Annotated in this window: 13 protein-coding genes and 1 pseudogene; 8 read left to right on the top strand and 6 right to left on the bottom strand. The window is 68.9% G+C overall.

Translation table 11 applies throughout. The annotated features are described in order from the left end of the window. Positions 1-6: 6 nt before the first annotated feature. A complete protein-coding gene (gene dnaE / locus GXN78_RS26155; protein WP_164255769.1) occupies positions 7-3,504 on the bottom strand; it encodes a DNA polymerase III subunit alpha in 3,498 nt (1,165 codons plus the stop codon). 63 nt (positions 3,505-3,567) lie between these two features. Between dnaE and GXN78_RS26150 the strand changes: the two genes are divergently transcribed. After that, a complete protein-coding gene (locus tag GXN78_RS26150) occupies positions 3,568-4,353 on the top strand; it encodes a sulfurtransferase (RefSeq protein ID WP_106558772.1) in 786 nt (261 codons plus the stop codon). A 31-nt stretch (positions 4,354-4,384) separates the two neighbouring features. Here the strand turns inward: GXN78_RS26150 and GXN78_RS26145 are convergent, their stop codons facing one another. Genes GXN78_RS26145 through GXN78_RS26130 form a run of 4 tightly spaced genes read right to left on the bottom strand, consistent with a single transcriptional unit; the run spans position 4,385 to position 7,102 of the window. Continuing rightward, on the bottom strand, positions 4,385-5,302 hold the full coding sequence (locus GXN78_RS26145; RefSeq protein WP_106558773.1) for a pirin family protein: 918 nt from the start codon (positions 5,300-5,302) through the stop codon (positions 4,385-4,387). 16 nt (positions 5,303-5,318) lie between these two features. After that, a complete protein-coding gene (locus tag GXN78_RS26140) occupies positions 5,319-5,882 on the bottom strand; it encodes a flavodoxin family protein (RefSeq protein ID WP_106558774.1) in 564 nt (187 codons plus the stop codon). Between the two features lie 30 nt (positions 5,883-5,912). Continuing rightward, a complete protein-coding gene (locus GXN78_RS26135; RefSeq protein ID WP_106558775.1) occupies positions 5,913-6,353 on the bottom strand; it encodes a DoxX family protein in 441 nt (146 codons plus the stop codon). Positions 6,354-6,400: 47 nt separating this feature from the next. Continuing rightward, positions 6,401-7,102, bottom strand: a complete 702-nt coding sequence (locus GXN78_RS26130) for a pirin family protein (protein WP_106558776.1) — start codon at positions 7,100-7,102, stop codon at positions 6,401-6,403. Positions 7,103-7,260: 158 nt separating this feature from the next. Here GXN78_RS26130 and GXN78_RS26125 point away from each other — a divergent pair, with 158 nt between their 5' ends. The 4 genes and pseudogenes from GXN78_RS26125 (at position 7,261) to trmB (ending at position 11,015) form a co-directional block, all read left to right on the top strand. Beyond that, positions 7,261-8,214 carry a LysR family transcriptional regulator gene (locus GXN78_RS26125; RefSeq protein WP_106558777.1) on the top strand — a complete coding sequence of 318 codons (954 nt, stop codon included), beginning with the start codon at positions 7,261-7,263 and terminating at the stop codon, positions 8,212-8,214. Between the two features lie 68 nt (positions 8,215-8,282). Then, the gene (locus GXN78_RS26120; protein WP_239142937.1) at positions 8,283-9,353 is read left to right on the top strand and encodes an FAD-dependent oxidoreductase; all 1,071 of its coding nucleotides are present in this window, start codon (positions 8,283-8,285) and stop codon (positions 9,351-9,353) included. A gap of 16 nt (positions 9,354-9,369) precedes the next feature. Then, on the top strand, positions 9,370-10,284 hold the full coding sequence (gene gluQRS / locus GXN78_RS26115; protein WP_106558778.1) for a tRNA glutamyl-Q(34) synthetase GluQRS: 915 nt from the start codon (positions 9,370-9,372) through the stop codon (positions 10,282-10,284). 67 nt (positions 10,285-10,351) lie between these two features. Beyond that, positions 10,352-11,015: pseudogene (gene trmB, locus GXN78_RS26110) on the top strand (tRNA (guanosine(46)-N7)-methyltransferase TrmB). Here the strand turns inward: trmB and GXN78_RS26105 are convergent. Continuing rightward, positions 11,012-11,449 (bottom strand): hypothetical protein, encoded by a 438-nt coding sequence (locus GXN78_RS26105; RefSeq protein ID WP_106558780.1) that lies wholly within the window; start codon positions 11,447-11,449, stop codon positions 11,012-11,014. The pseudogene trmB and the gene GXN78_RS26105 overlap by 4 nt on opposite strands. Before the next feature lie 207 nt (positions 11,450-11,656). Here GXN78_RS26105 and GXN78_RS26100 point away from each other — a divergent pair, with 207 nt between their 5' ends. The 3 genes from GXN78_RS26100 to GXN78_RS26090 all read left to right on the top strand — a co-directional run bounded on the left by GXN78_RS26100 (position 11,657) and on the right by GXN78_RS26090 (position 14,769). Continuing rightward, complete coding sequence (locus GXN78_RS26100) at positions 11,657-12,817, top strand: ABC transporter substrate-binding protein (protein ID WP_106558781.1); 1,161 nt, start codon at positions 11,657-11,659, stop codon at positions 12,815-12,817. Between the two features lie 174 nt (positions 12,818-12,991). Next, positions 12,992-13,939, top strand: a complete 948-nt coding sequence (locus tag GXN78_RS26095; protein ID WP_106558791.1) for a Ku protein — start codon at positions 12,992-12,994, stop codon at positions 13,937-13,939. Then, entirely contained in the window at positions 13,936-14,769 is an 834-nt protein-coding gene (locus GXN78_RS26090) for a tetratricopeptide repeat protein (RefSeq protein ID WP_239142936.1), read from the top strand. Before GXN78_RS26095 ends, GXN78_RS26090 begins: the two co-directional genes overlap by 4 nt. Positions 14,770-14,778 lie beyond the last annotated feature (9 nt).

Here is a 14,778-nt window from a genome sequence, read left to right as displayed (position 1 = left end):
GCGCCGCTACTCGTACACCACCGAGGCCTTCCCCGCCTCCGCCTGCGCCATCCAGCTGGCCAGCGCCGCATCGGTCGGGAAGAACTTCGCTCGCTCGCCCAGCTGCAGCTCCACCTGCGCCCCACCGCGCGCCATCGACAGGCGCACCGCCAGCCCTTGCAGCAGCTCGCCGTGCTCGCTCTGCTCGGTGCGCGGCGGGAACTCGCGCACCAGCCGCGCGATGTCCGGCGCCTTGCCGTTGACCGCCACGCGCAGGAACTTGCCGAAGCGACAGCGCGCGGTGGCCAAGTCCCACACCTGCTGCACCTGGAAGCGCGCCTCGAAGCCGCCGCGGCCGGGCTGCAGGCGCCCGCTGACGATCACCAGCTCGTCGTCCTTCAGCGTGTTGCGGTTGTTGTTGATCAACGCCTCGTCGGCGGTGGCCTCGATGGAGGCGGACTTGTCGTCCAGCTTGAAGATCGCCAGCCGGCCGCGCTGGCCGTTGATCACGCGCATGTCGCTCACGATGCCGGCGATCACCTGCTGCTCGCGGCTGTCGATCAGGTCGTCGATCTCGCGCTTGCAGAAGCGCCGCACCTCGTGGGCCACTTCGTCGAACAAGTGGCCCGAGAGGTAGAAGCCGATGGCCGTCTTCTCCAGGGTCAAGCGCTCCTTCACGCCCCAGGGCGTGGCGTCGACCAGCTCGGGCTCCTGCGTGGCCGAGCCGTGCTCGCAGTCGCCGAAGATGTCGACCTGCGACGCGTTGGCCTCGGTGGCGCTCGCGAACTCGAAGGCACGATCGATCGAGGCTACCAGCGCCGCGCGATTCTGCTGCAGCGCATCGAAGGCGCCGGCCTTGATCAGCGCCTCCACCGTGCGCTTGTTGATGCGCTGGCGGTCCACCCGCACGCAGAAGTCGAACAGGCTCATGAAGGGCTCCACCTCCCGCGCCCGCACCACCGCCTCCACCGCCAGCTGGCCGGTGCCCTTGACGGCGCCCAGGCCGTAGCGGATTACCTTGTCGGTCACCGGCTCGAAGCGGTAGTTGCCGCGGTTCACGTCCGGCGGCTCGAAGGTCATGCCGAAGTTCTTCTGCGCGTCCTCGAACAACACCTTGAGCTTGTCGGTGTCGTCCATTTCCACGGTCATGTTGGCGCAGAAGAACTCGGCCGTGTAGTGGACCTTCAGCCAGCCCGTGTGATAGGCCAGCAGCGAGTAGGCGGCCGCATGCGACTTGTTGAAGCCGTAGCCCGCGAACTTCTCCATCAAGTCGAAGATCTCGTCGGCCTTCTCCTCGCTGATGCCGTTCTTGGCCGCGCCCGCACGGAAGATCAGCCGGTGCTCGGCCATCTCCTCGGCCTTCTTCTTGCCCATCGCGCGGCGCAGCAGGTCGGCGCCGCCGAGCGAGTAGCCGCCCAGGATCTGCGCGGTCTGCATCACCTGCTCCTGGTAGACCATGATCCCGTAGGTCTCCGAGAGCATCTCTTCCACCAGTGGATGCGGGTACTCCACCGGCTCGCGGCCGTGCTTGCGCGCGACGAAGCTGGGGATCAGGTCCATCGGGCCCGGACGGTACAGCGCGTTCAGCGCGATCAGGTCTTCCAGCCGCGTCGGCCGCGCGTCCTTCAGCATGCCCTGCATGCCGCGCGATTCGAACTGGAACACGGCCTCGGTCTTGCCCTCGGCGAAGAGCTTGTAGGTGGGCGTGTCGTCGAGCCGGATGTTCTCGTAGGCGAAGCCCTCCTGGCCCTTGTGGCGCTGGACGATGAAGTCCTTGGCGATCTCCAGGATGGTCAGCGTCGCCAAGCCCAGGAAGTCGAACTTCACCAGGCCGATGGCCTCCACGTCGTCCTTGTCGTACTGGCTTACGGCCGAGTCGCTGCCCGGCTGCTGGTAGAGCGGGCAGAAATCGGTGAGCTTGCCCGGCGCGATCAGCACGCCGCCGGCGTGCATGCCGATGTTGCGCGTCATGCCTTCGAGCTTCTGCGCCAGCTCGACCAGCATGCGGACTTCTTCCTCCTTCTCGATGCGCGCCGCCAGCTGCGGCTCCATCTCGATCGCGTAGTTGTTCTTGTCGCCCTCGATCTTCGGCACCGGCGGATACTGAAGCGTCACCGACATGCCCGGCTTGTTCGGGATCAGCTTGCTGATGCCGTCGCAGAAGGTGTAGCTCATGTCCAGCACGCGGCCCACGTCGCGGATGGCGGCGCGCGCGGCCATGGTGCCGAAGGTCGCGATCTGGCTCACGGCGTCGCGGCCGTATTTGTCCTTCACGTAGTCGATCACGCGATCGCGGTTGCCCTGGCAGAAGTCGATGTCGAAGTCGGGCATCGACACGCGCTCGGGGTTCAGGAAGCGCTCGAACAGCAGCTTGTATTCGAGCGGGTCCAGGTCGGTGATCTTCAGCGCATAGGCCACCAGCGAGCCGGCGCCCGAGCCCCGGCCCGGGCCCACCGGGCAGCCGTTCTTCTTGGCCCAGTTGATGAAGTCGCCCACGATCAGGAAGTAGCCCGGGAAGCCCATCTTGAGGATGGTGTTGATCTCGAACTCGAGCCGCTCGACGTAGCGAGGCCGCTCGGCATCGCGCTTGGCCGCATCGGGGTACAGGTGCGCGAGGCGTTCCTCCAGGCCCTCGAAGGAGGCATGGCGGAAGTACTCCTCGATCGGCATGCCGTTGGGCGTCGGGAAGTCGGGCAGCCGCGGCTTGCCCAGCGTGAGCGTGAGGTTGCAGCGCTTGGCGATCTCCACCGTGTTGGCGATGGCGCTCGGCACGTCGGCGAAGAGCTGCGCCATCTCGGCTGCGGACTTGAAGTACTGCTGCGGCGTGAAGCGGCGCACGCGGCGCGCGTTGCCGAGGATCTCGCCCTCGGAGATGCACACGCGCGCCTCGTGCGCCTCGAAGTCCTCGGCGGTCGCGAACTGCACGGGATGCGTGGCGACCACCGGCAGGTTCAGGCGCGCGGCCAGTTGCACTGCGGCCACCACGTGCGGCTCGTCCTCGGGACGGCCGGCGCGCTGCAGCTCGATGTAGAAGCGGTGCGGGAACAGGCCCGCAAGCTGCAGCGCGACCTCGGCCGCGCGCTCGGCCTGGCCCTGCAGCAGCGGTGCGCCCAGCGGGCCGGCCTGCGCGCCCGACAGCGCGATCAGTCCGCCTTGGAGCTCTTCGATCCAGGCCAGCTTGCAGACCGCCTGCGCCTGCCCGCGGCCCACGTTCTGGGTCCAGGCCCGCGCCAGCAGCTCGGAGAGGTGCAGGTAGCCTTCGAAGTTCTGCACCAGCAGCAGCATGCGCGTGAGCACGCCGGGCTCGGTCCCCAGGCCGTCGACGAAGACCTCCGCGCCCAGCACCGGCTTGACGCCCTTGCCGCGCGCTTCCTTGTAGAACTTGACGCCGCCGAAGAGGTTGTTGAGGTCGGTGATCGCCAGCGCGGGCTGCTTGTCGGCGGCGGCGGCCTTGACGACTTCATCGATGCGATTGGTGCCGTCGACGACGGAGAACTCGGTGTGCAGGCGCAGGTGAACGAACATGGGCCCGATTGTAGAAAGCCCCCTTCCCACCCTGTGAGTTGGTCATCCCTACAATCCGCCCCCGTGCAAGAGATTTTGAATATCGCGGCCTACAAGTTCGTCGCCATCGAGGACGGCGAGGCCTTGCGCGACGCGCTGCGCGCGCGCACCCATGCGCTCGCGCTCAAGGGCACCATCCTGCTGGCACCGGAGGGCATCAACCTGTTCGTTGCCGGTACGGCCGCTGCGGTGGAGTCCTTCCTCGACGGCCTGCGCGCCGATGCGCGCTTCGCCGACCTGGAAGCCAAGATGAGCTGGTCCCAGGCCCAGCCTTTCCGGCGCATGCTGGTCAAGCTCAAGCGCGAGATCATCCGCATGGACCACCCCGCCATCCAGCCCGCCGCCGGCCGCGCCCCCAGCGTGGACGCGCCCACGCTCAAGCGCTGGCTCGACCAGGGGCATGACGACGCCGGCAAGCCCATCGCGCTGCTCGACACGCGCAATGCCTTCGAGGTCGACCACGGCAGCTTCGAAGGCGCGATCGACTGGCGCATCCACAAGTTCACCGAGTTCCCGAAGGCGCTGCGGACGCACCGCGAGCAATTGGCCGGCAAGACGGTGGTGAGCTTCTGCACCGGCGGCATCCGCTGCGAGAAGGCGGCGATCCTGATGCGCGAGGAAGGCCTGCCCGACGTGCTGCAGCTCGAGGGCGGCATCCTCAAGTACTTCGAGCAGGTGGGCGGGGCGCACTACCGCGGCGAGTGCTTCGTGTTCGACGGGCGCGAAACGCTGGCGCCTGACTTGAGTGCGCGCTCGAACAAGGCGAGCGCCCGGGCGGCTGAAGATCCGGACCTGGCGATCAAGCGCTGAGGGATCGCACTGCCGCCCGCGTCCGCAGCCTTCAAACAGGCGTCGTCTTTACATCCGGCTCCTGCCCCTGCACCCTGAACGGATGCCCCGGCAGCGGGATGAACTCGGTCTCGCCCGGCACCTGGCCCATGCTCTGCGCGGCCCAGGCGTCGCCGGCTTCCAGGATGCGCTCGCGGCGGCTGGAGACGAAGTTCCAGGTGATGTAGCGCGGGCCATCGAGCGGCTCGCCGCCGATGATCACGATGCGCACCGCATCGTCCGCCTCCAGCACGCCGCCCTGGCCGTCCGGCAGCGTGGCCATCTGGTGCTGCGCGACCGCCGCGCCGTCGAGCCGCAGGGGCCCGTCGATCGCGTAGACGGCCATCTCATCGGCCAGCGCGGGCAGCTCGAAGCGTGCGCCGGCCGGCAAGGCCAGGTCGAGGTAGAGGGTCTTCGAATAGGTCTTGACCGGCGAGCTTGCGCCGAAGGCCTCGCCCACCAGCACCCGCACCGCGACGCCCTGCACTTCGACGGCCGGGATCTGGTCGGCTGCGGTGTGCGAGAAGCTGGGCTCGACCTCCTCGAAGGCCTGCGGCAGCGCGGCCCAGAGCTGCAGGCCGTGGTTGACGTAGGTGGCAGCTAGCAGCGGCTCGGGCTTGCGCTCGGAGTGCACGATGCCGCGGCCGGCCGTCATCCAGTTGATCGCGCCAGGGCGGATCTCCTGCACCACGCCCAGGCTGTCGCGGTGCATCATCGCGCCCTCGAACAGATAAGTGACGGTGGCCAGGCCGATATGCGGATGCGGCCGCACGTCATGCTCGTTGCCCGGGGTCTCGGTGGCCGGGCCGAAATGGTCGAAGAACACGAAGGGGCCGACCGAGCGGCGCTTTGCCGCAGGCAGCAAGCGGCGGACCTTGAAGCCTCCGCCCAGGTCCTTGTCATGCGCTTGGAGGAGCAGTGTTTCGGTCATCGTGGTTCTCCGTGAATCATGCCGGCGATTGGCCGCGGGATCTTGCCACCTCGGCCACGTGCTCGCCGAAGGCGATGGCGGTCTCCAGGTCGCCCTTGGACATCTCGGCTGGACTCGCGTCCGTTGGCGAAGTGGTCAGCAGCCCGTTGTAGCCGCCGACGTAGTTGATCGAATCGCGCCGCGCCGCCTTGTCGTTGCTCGGCTTCATGCCGATCGGCACCCACAGCCCGCCGTGCTGGCTGGCGAAGTGCCACAGGTAGGTCAGCGTGGCGTCCTTGTCGCCGTTCATGCCGGCGCTGTTGGTGAAGCCGGCGAAGAGCTTGTTCTTCCAGCCCTGGACGTACCAGACCTTGGAAGAGGCGTCGGCGAACTTCTTGAACTGCCAGCTCACGCCGCCCATGTAGGTGGGCGAGCCCATCACGATCGCATCGGCCGCGGCCAGCAGATCCCAGCCCTCGGACGGCAGGTTGCCGTCGGCGTCGATCTGCAGCAGCCGGGCCTCCGCGCCATCGGCCACCGCCTGCGCGACGCGCTGCGTGTGGCCGTATCCCGAATGAAAAACAACAACGATGTCGGTCATGCGGGATTATTGGCGATCGACGATCGCCGATCAGCGCTTGTCGAAGCTGAAGCGGCCGGCGCCGAAGGCGACGAAGGCCAGCAGGCCGCCCGCCACCGCGATGTTCTTGAAGAACATCAGCTGGTTCACGAAGGCCTTGTCGGCCGGCATGGCCCAGTAGTTGTGGAAGAAGATGCTGGCCGCGACGGTGAAGAGCGCGAGCACGATGGCAGCGATGCGCGTCTTGTAGCCCACGAGGAACATCAGGCCGACGCCCAGCTCCACGAGGATCGCGACCACGGCGCCTACCTGCGGCATCGGCAGCCCGACCGAGCCGATGTAGCCGACGACACCGGCGAAGCCCGTGAGCTTGCCGAAGCCGGCGGGTACGAACAGCAGCGCGATCAGCACGCGGCCGATCAGGGCCAGCGTGTCCTGGGCGGTGCTGGCGGAGGCCGGTGCGGCAAAGGTCGATGCAGTGGTGGTGGACATGGGTAGAAACTCCTCTGGTTGATGAAAAAAAGAAAAGGTGGCGGCCTTCAGGCCGCGAGGTCGAACACCAGCACCTCGGCGTTCTTGCCGGCGCCGAGCGTGAGTTGCGATTCGCGCTCGATCAGCGCGGCATCGCCGGTCGCAAGCTTCGTGCCGTTGACCTCGAGCTCGCCCTTCACGAGATGCACATAGCTCTTGCGCTCCGGGTCGAGCGCCAGGCCGGCCTTCTCGTCGCCGTCGAGCAGGCCGGCGTACAGCCGCGCGTCGGCATGCACCAGCACCGAGCCCTCGGCGCCGTCGGGCGAAGCCACCAGGCGCAGCCGGCCGCGCTTGTCGGCATCGGGAAAGGCCTTCTGCTCGTAACCCGGCGCGATGCCGCGCACGTTGGGCTCGATCCAGATTTGCAGGAAATGCGTCGTCTCGTCGGGCTTGTGGTTGAACTCGCTGTGCATCACGCCGCGGCCCGCGCTCATGCGCTGCACGTCGCCGGGCGGGATCGACTCGACATTGCCCATGCTGTCCTTGTGGGCCAGCTCGCCCGATAGCACGTAGCTGATGATCTCCATGTCCCGGTGGCCGTGCGTGCCGAAGCCGGCACCGGCGGCGACGCGATCCTCGTTGATCACCCGCAGGTTGCCCCAGCCCATGTAGGCCGGGTCGTAGTAGCCCGCGAAGGAGAAGCTGTGGAAGGAACGCAGCCAGCCATGATCGGCATAACCGCGCTCCTGGGATTTACGAACCTTCAACATCTCTGAACCTCCTGCCCCGACGCCTGAGAATCTGCGCAGAGCCTTCGTATGCCGCGCCGGATGCGCAGCGGATGGCATGAACTTTAGGGCGCCCCTCCGGCCTCGAAAGCGCCTGGATTTGATGGCATCATTCAAATTGTTTGAAGGGTTTTTGCACCATGCACAGTCCCCGCGACGTCCTCACGCCCGATGCCTTCGCGATGCTGCAGACCGTGGTCGACGCCGGCAGCTTCGCCGCCGCCGCGCGCCGGCTGGACCTGGTGCCCAGCGCCCTGAGCTACCGCGTGCGGCAGATCGAGGACGCGCTGGACGTGCTGCTCTTCGACCGCAGTGCGCGGCAGGCGCGCCTCACCGAGGCCGGCGCCGAGCTGCTGCGCGAGGCCTCGTGGCTGCTGAACGAGATCGATGCGGTGGCCAACCGGGTCAAGCGGGTCGCCACCGGCTGGGAGCCGATGCTCACCATCGCGATGGACAGCGTGATCGCGCGCGACCCGATGCTCGACCTGGCCACCGCCTTCTTCGCCCTCGATCCGCCCACGAGGCTCAAGCTGCGCGACGAGACCCTGCTGGGCACCATCGAGGCGGTGACCCGAGGCGAGGCCGACCTCGCCGTGGGCGCCGTGCTGGACGCGTCCAGCCTGGCCTTCGGCACCATGGGCATCCGCAGCCGGCCGCTGGGCAACCTGCGCTTCGTCTATGCCGTGGCACCGCACCACCCGCTCGCGCGCATCGACGTCCCGCTGTCCGACGCCATGCTGCGCCAGCATCGCGCCGTGGCCGCCGCCGACTCGACGCGGCTGGGCCGGGGCATGACGGTCAACCTGGTGAGCGGGCAGGACGTGCTCACCGTGCCGTCCACGCAGGCCAAGCTCGCCGCGCAGTTGCATGGCCTGGGCGGCGGCTTCCTGCCGGAGCCCATGGCGCGGCCCTACATCGAGGCCGGCCACCTGGTCGAGCTCAAGACCGAGCGCACGCCCCCGATGGCCACCATGCATTGCGCCTGGCGCGAGCGCACCGCGGGCAAGCCGGGCCGCGCGCTGAAATGGTGGCTCGAGCAGTTCGAGCACGAGGGCACGCGCCGCGCGCTGCTGGAACGCCATCGCGGGCGATGACGAAAGGCGTGCGCCCCGGGCCGGTTAGAGTCACCTCTGCCCGCCAACCACCGACCCGAGACAGCACCATGATCCTTCGCCCGCCCGCCGACCGCCACCGATCCCCCGCTTCGCGCCACTACGCCATCGTCGGTGCCGGCATGGCCGGCGTGGCCTGCGCCCGCACCCTGGTCCAGGCCGGGCACCGCGTCAGCGTGCTCGAACGCGAGGCCGCGCCCGGCGGCCGCATGGCGAGCGAATCCACGCCCTTCGGCAGCTTCGACAGCGGCGCCCAGTACTTCACCGTGCGCGACGCGCGCTTCGCCCGCGCCCTCGAGACCGCCAACGCCTGCTGCCGGCCCTGGAGCGCCAACCTCGTGCGCGTGCTCGACGCCCACGGCCGCGTGGCCGAGGCCGCCCTGCCCGGCCTCGAGCAGCACTGGGTGGCGCAGCCCGGCATGGACGCTCTGGTCGCGCACTGGGCGGCGCCGCTGGGCGATGCGCTCGTCCCCCGCACCCGCGTGACCGCCATCGAGCCCGATGCGCTCGATGCGCAGCGCTGGCAGTTGCGCACCGAGGGCGCCGAGGAGGCGCAGCACGTCTATTCGGGCTTCGATGCCGTCCTGCTGGCCGTGCCGCCCGGAAGCGCGCGCGCCCTGCTCGGCGGCAGCGCGGCGATGGCGATGCTGCGCGAGACGATCGAGGCGGTGCGCATCGCGCCCTGCTGGACCTTGATGATCGCCTTCCCGCAGGCCAGCCAGCCGACCTTGCCGCACCTGGGCCCGCAGTGGAACGCGGCGCGCAGCAACCACCATCGCGTGGCCTGGCTGGCGCGCGAGTCCTCCAAGCCGGGTCGCGAGCGCATCGAGCGCTGGACCCTGCAGGCCAGCCCGGCCTGGTCCAGCGAGCACCTGCGCGACGATGCCGCGCGTGTCGAGGCCAAGCTGCTGCGCGCCTTCTCCGAGATCACCGGCATCCGTGCCACGCCTTCGCATGCGCAGGCCCGCTGCTGGCCGGAAGCGCAGACCCAGGTGCCGGTCGGCGCGCCGCATCTGTGGGACGCCAAGGTCCGCGTGGGCCTGGCCGGCGACTGGTGCACCGGGCACCGCGTCGAAGATGCATTCCTGTCGGGCCTCAGCCTGGCGTTGAAGGTGGCCTGAACCGGAAGTGCGCGCCATGACTGCCGTCGGCCGCTTTGCGCCCTCGCCCACCGGTCCCCTGCATGCCGGCTCGCTGGTCGCGGCGCTCGCGAGCTGGCTCGACGTGCGCGCCCGCGGCCCGCAGGCGCGCTGGCTCGTGCGCATCGAGGACGCCGACACCGAGCGCTGCCTGCCCGGCATGGGCGAGCACATCCTGTCGCAACTGGCCGACTGCGCCCTGCTGCCCGACGCCCCGCCGGTCTGGCAGACGCAGCGCGGTGCGCTCTACGCGCGCGCCCTCGAGCACCTCAAGGCCCTGCAGCTGGCCTACCCCTGCGGCTGCTCGCGCAAGGACATCGACGAGGCGCTCGCGCTGCGCGGCGAGAAGCACCACCGTCACGGCGAGCGCGTGTACCCGGGCACCTGCCGCGACGGCCTGCACGGCAAGCCGCCGCGGGCCTGGCGCTTCGCCGCCGAGCAGTACGAGGCGGCCCGGACGTCGAAGCGGCTCTGCTGGACCGACCGCCGTCTCGGCTGCCAATACCAGGACGTTGCGCACGAGGTCGGCGACTTCGTGCTCAAGCGGGCGGACGGGCCTTGGGCCTACCAGCTCTGCGTGGTGGTCGACGATGCCGACCAGGGCGTGACCGACGTGGTGCGCGGCGTGGATCTCGCCGACAACACCGCACGCCAGATCCTGCTGCAGCGCGCGCTGGGGCTGCCCCAGCCGGGCTACCTGCACACGCCGCTGGTGCTCGGCAGCGATGGCGAAAAGCTCTCGAAGCAGAACGGCGCCACACCCATCGACACCGCCACGCCCGCTGCCGCCGCGGCCGCACTGAATGCCGCCGCGCAGGTGCTGGGCCTGGCTGCAACGAAGGCATTGACCCCCGCCGAAGCGCTCGGCGGATGGGTCGAGGGTTGGCGCGCTCTTTACAATCCGCGCCCGTGATGACCCTGCCCGACAACGACCCCACGCGCGATGGGGCCCCGCCCTCCGACGACACCCGCCGCATCCCCTGCACCGCCGCCTGAAGAGCTTCGTTCGGCGCGCGGGGCGCCACCGATGGCCAGGCACGCGCCTTCGCCGAGCTGGGCCCGATCTTCCTGCTGCCCTACCGGGCCGAGCCGCTGGACCTCGAGGCCGCCTTCGGCCGTGCCGCGCCTACCGTGCTGGAGATCGGCTTCGGCATGGGCGAGGCTACGGCGCACATCGCCGCGCTGAAGCCGGAGATCAATTTCCTGTGCTGCGAAGTCCACGAGCCCGGCGTCGGCGCGCTGCTCAAGCGCATCGGCGAGCAGCAGCTCTCCAACATCCGCATCTGCGCGCACGACGCGGTCGAGGTGCTCGACCACATGCTGCTGCCCGGCCTGCTCGCCGGGGTGCATGTGTTCTTCCCCGACCCCTGGCACAAGAAGCGGCACAACAAGCGCCGCCTGATCCAGCCGCCCCTGGTGCGCAAGCTGGCCGACCGGCTGGCGCCCGGCGGCTATCTGCATTGCGCGACCGACTGGCAGCCCTATGCCGAGCAGATGCTGGAGGTGCTGTCGCAGGAGCCGCTGCTGCGCAACACGGCCGCGGCCTATGCGCCCAAGCCGGACTACCGGCCGCTCACCAAGTTCGAGAACCGCGGCCTCAAGCTGGGCCACGGGGTGTGGGATCTGGTGTTCGAGCGCGTTTAGTGCGCAATCCCGCTGTAGACGTTCTCGGACTGCCGTTCGCCCTGCGCCTCCAGCACGTGCTTTTGTGCCGCCATGATCAGCGCCGCGCGATAGGCCGAGCGGCTCGCGATCTTGGTGTGGGCAATGATGCTCTGCCACTCGCGTTCCAGGGTCTGGGGCGAGCGGTCGACGCTGCGGTTCATCAGCGCCTGGCTCACGTCGATCAGCGCGGCCGCCGAGCTCAGGCAGATGTTGATCGCCGACTGCGCGGCGCTGGTCCGGAAACGATTGTCACCGCCGGTCGAGTCGGACCGCTGTAAGGCATCCAGCGGCTGGTGGGTGGTGGGGCCGAGGTACGGCGCACCTTGCATGTCGCTGTCGGCGCGCGCCAGCACCTGCTCGATGGTGGAGAGGGCGCTTTCCAGCAGGGCGATATCAGAGGGCTTTTTCTTCATGTGGTGGCCGGGAGGACATCCGGATCGACAAGGATGTTGCCATCGGAGCCCTCTTTTGCCGCGTGCAAAAAGCCACAGACCAAAAACAAAAGTTAACAATCATTGACGTACGCCGGCCACGGAACTGTGGCCCCAACGTGACTTACTACCTTCGTCTAAGGCATTGAAGTTGCTACATTTTTTGATCAATGTAGCGAAAGGTTTCCCATGGATCGGTCACGCAGGCTCTTGTTGGGCAAGGCGGGTGCGGCGCTGCTGCTGGGCGGTGGACTGGCCGGCAGCAGGCTCGCCCAGGCGCAGACCGCCCGAGCCGCAGCCCGCACGGTGATCCTCGGGCAGTCGGTCCCGCTGACGGGCGCGGCCAGCGAGATCGGCCTGGCCTTCGCGGCGGGCTGCCGGCTCTATGCGACCCAGTTCAACGACACCAATGCAGCCAGCGGCCTGCAGCTCAAGCTGGTGCAGCTCGACGACGGCTACGACGCCCAGCGCGCCGCCGCCAATGCGCGCACCCTGCTGGTCAACGACAAGGCCGACATGCTGTTCGGCTTCGTCGGCACCGCCAGCAGCGAGGCCGGCGCCAAGGCCGCGGCCCAGCAGGGCACGGTGCTGTTCGCGCCCTTCGCCGCCGCCGACAGCCTGCGCACGGCCGCCCATTCCAACGTATTCCATGTGCGCCCCAGCATGGCCGACGAGGCCATCAAGATCGTGCGCCAGTGCGCGACCGTGGGGCAGAACCGCATCGCGCTGGTGGGTGACGACGACGCCATGGGCCGCGCCGGCCTGGCCGCGGTGCAGCAGGCGATGACCGACCAGAAGCTCGGCGCGCTGGTGGCCAGCGCGCTGGTGCCGACCTCCGGCGGCAAGCTCGACGCCGCACTGGAGGAGGTGCTGAAGACCTCTCCGCAGGCCATCGTGCTGGTGTCGCTCTCGGGCACCACCGCCGAAGCCATCCGCAAGCTGCGAAGGAGCGGCTACGGCGGCAGCTTCATGGCCTTCTCGATCGTCGGCATCGACCCGCTGTACGCGACGCTGGGCAAGGACATCCGCGGGATCGTGATCGCGCAGGTGGTGCCCTCGCCGCGCTCCCCGGCCATCCCGATCGTCAAGGAGTACCTCGCGGCCATCGACAGCTCGGACCAGACGGCCTCCTACGAAGGCCTCGAAGGCTTCATCGCCGCCAAGGCCGCCGGCGAGGCGGTGCGCCGCGCGGGGCACGCCTTCACGGCAGCGAGCCTGCAGCGGGTGATGGCGGGCATGACCGACTACGACGTCGGCGGCTTCCGCATCAACCTGCGGCCGGGCCTGCGGGACCCGCAGCGCACCATCGACCTGATCAGCATCACGGCGGACGGGCGGGTGCTGCGCTAGGGCCTGTTAACGCTATGCAAGGGGTCGCGTTGCATAGCGTTAACAGGCCCTAGGCGAGCGGAGTGGGACGCAGGCAACGTCCTACGTGACAGCCCGCCGCCCAGCGCATAGGATTTGGCGATGCCGCGGCACCCCGCCCGCGGCGCCCGCCATCCGGGCGCGAAGGACCACACCATGGCCGCACGTTCCATTGCCTCGTTGACGCTGAGTTTCGGGTTGGTCTCCATCCCGGTGCGTCTCTATTCGGCGACCGAAAGCGCCGCCACCGTCAGGTTCAACCTGCTGACCAAGGACGGCTCCCGCGTCAAGCAGCAGTACGTGTCCGAGAAGGACCAGAGCGTGGTGCCGCGCGCCGAGATGGTGAAGGGCTACGAGTTCGAGAAGGACCGCTTCGTGCTCTTCACGCCCGACGAGCTCAAGGCGCTCGAGGAAGGCAGCAGCCACATCGTCGAGATCACCGCCTTCATTCCCGAGAGCGCCGTCGATCCCATCTACTACGACAAGGCCTACTTCCTGGCCCCCGACAAGCGGGGCGGCAAGCCTTACGCCCTGCTCTCGGAAGCCATGCGCAAGAGCGGGCGCTGCGCCCTGGCCAAGTGGTCGTGGAAGGCGAAGCAGTACGTGGTGCAGGTCCGGCCCGCGGAAGACGGCCTGATCCTGCAGCAGCTCCTCTATGCCGACGAGGTGCGCTCGATGAAGGAGCTCGACATCGAGAAGGTCAGCGTCTCCCAGGCGGAGCTGCAACTCGCGCTGCAGTTGATCGACCAGATCTCGGAAGACGAATACGACCCGAGCCAGTACCAGGACGAAGAAAAGAAGCGCGTGCTCGCGGCGATCGACGAGAAGATCGCCGGCAAGCACATCGTCGCCTCCGCCCGTGCCGAAGAGACGGGTGGTGGCGGCCAGGTCATCGACCTGATGGATGCGCTCAAGGCCAGCCTCGGCAAGAAGCCGCGCCCCTCCACCGCAGCACCTGCCGCCCCCGTCAAGACCGCCGCCAAGGCAGCGAGCGAGAACGTCTCCCCGATGTTCGAAGCCGGCGAAAGAAAGTCGGCCAAGCGGGCCGCCAAGAGCGACGAAGCCGCCGCGACGCCGGCCCGCGCGCGGGCCAGGAAGGGGTGAGCGCTGCCGGAGCCGCGTCGCCGTACACCATGCGGCGCGTGCAGCAGATGCTCGGCATGCCGCGCATCGCGATTCAGCGCCTCGTGAACGCGGGCTTCGTCACGCCGACGCGCGGCGCGCGCAACGAGTTCCGCTTCAGCTTTCAGGACCTGATGCTGCTGCGCACCGCCCAGGGGCTGCAGGAGGCGCAGATCCCGCCACGCAAGATCCTGCGCTCGCTGCGCCAGCTGCGCGCAACGCTGCCGGGCGAGCTGCCGCTGACGGGCATGCGCATCACGGCGGTGGGCACCGACGTGGCCGTGCGCGATCGCCACAACACCTGGGAAGCGGGCTCGGGACAGCTGCTGCTGGACTTCGAGGTCGCGCCGGTCGACGGCAGCGTGGCCTTCCTGGCGCCGAGCCCGGCACCGACGGCCGGCGACGCCGACGCGCGGCAACTGCTGGCCGACGGGGAGGCGCTGGAGAGCACCGACCCGGCCGGCGCCGAAGCGGCCTACCGCGCTGCGATCTCCGCGGCGCCCGACCACGTCGATGCTTACGTCAATCTCGGCGCCCTGCTCTGCGACCTGCAGCGCTACGAGGACGCCGTCCAGCTCCACGAGTACGCGCTGCCCCGTTGCCCGCACTCGGCCCTGCTGTTCTTCAACCACGCGATCGCACTCGAGGAGCTCGGGCGCCTGCGCATCGCTGCGCTGAACTACGAGCGCAGCCTGCAGCTCGACCCGGACTTCGCCGACGCGCACTACAACCTGGGCCGGCTGCAGGAGCTCTTCGGCGATGCCCGCGGCGCGCTGCGCCACCTCAATGCGTACCGGCGACTGACCCGTTGAGTCCCCCGG

Source organism: Variovorax sp. WS11 (assembly GCF_010499245.1).
GTDB lineage: Bacteria > Pseudomonadota > Gammaproteobacteria > Burkholderiales > Burkholderiaceae_C > Variovorax.
This window is presented reverse-complemented; position numbering and strand designations above follow the sequence as displayed.

Excerpts from the sequence above, each read along its gene's own strand:
- dnaE (WP_164255769.1), bottom strand. The coding sequence starts at position 3,504 with ATGTTCGTTCACCTGCGCCTGCACACCGAGTTCTCCGTCGTCGACGGC.
- GXN78_RS26145 (WP_106558773.1), bottom strand. The coding sequence starts at position 5,302 with ATGACCGAAACACTGCTCCTCCAAGCGCATGACAAGGACCTGGGCGGA.
- GXN78_RS26140 (WP_106558774.1), bottom strand. The coding sequence starts at position 5,882 with ATGACCGACATCGTTGTTGTTTTTCATTCGGGATACGGCCACACGCAG.
- GXN78_RS26135 (WP_106558775.1), bottom strand. The coding sequence starts at position 6,353 with ATGTCCACCACCACTGCATCGACCTTTGCCGCACCGGCCTCCGCCAGC.
- GXN78_RS26130 (WP_106558776.1), bottom strand. The coding sequence starts at position 7,102 with ATGTTGAAGGTTCGTAAATCCCAGGAGCGCGGTTATGCCGATCATGGC.
- GXN78_RS26125 (WP_106558777.1), top strand. The coding sequence starts at position 7,261 with ATGCACAGTCCCCGCGACGTCCTCACGCCCGATGCCTTCGCGATGCTG.
- GXN78_RS26120 (WP_239142937.1), top strand. The coding sequence starts at position 8,283 with ATGATCCTTCGCCCGCCCGCCGACCGCCACCGATCCCCCGCTTCGCGC.
- gluQRS (WP_106558778.1), top strand. The coding sequence starts at position 9,370 with ATGACTGCCGTCGGCCGCTTTGCGCCCTCGCCCACCGGTCCCCTGCAT.
- GXN78_RS26105 (WP_106558780.1), bottom strand. The coding sequence starts at position 11,449 with ATGAAGAAAAAGCCCTCTGATATCGCCCTGCTGGAAAGCGCCCTCTCC.
- GXN78_RS26100 (WP_106558781.1), top strand. The coding sequence starts at position 11,657 with ATGGATCGGTCACGCAGGCTCTTGTTGGGCAAGGCGGGTGCGGCGCTG.
- GXN78_RS26095 (WP_106558791.1), top strand. The coding sequence starts at position 12,992 with ATGGCCGCACGTTCCATTGCCTCGTTGACGCTGAGTTTCGGGTTGGTC.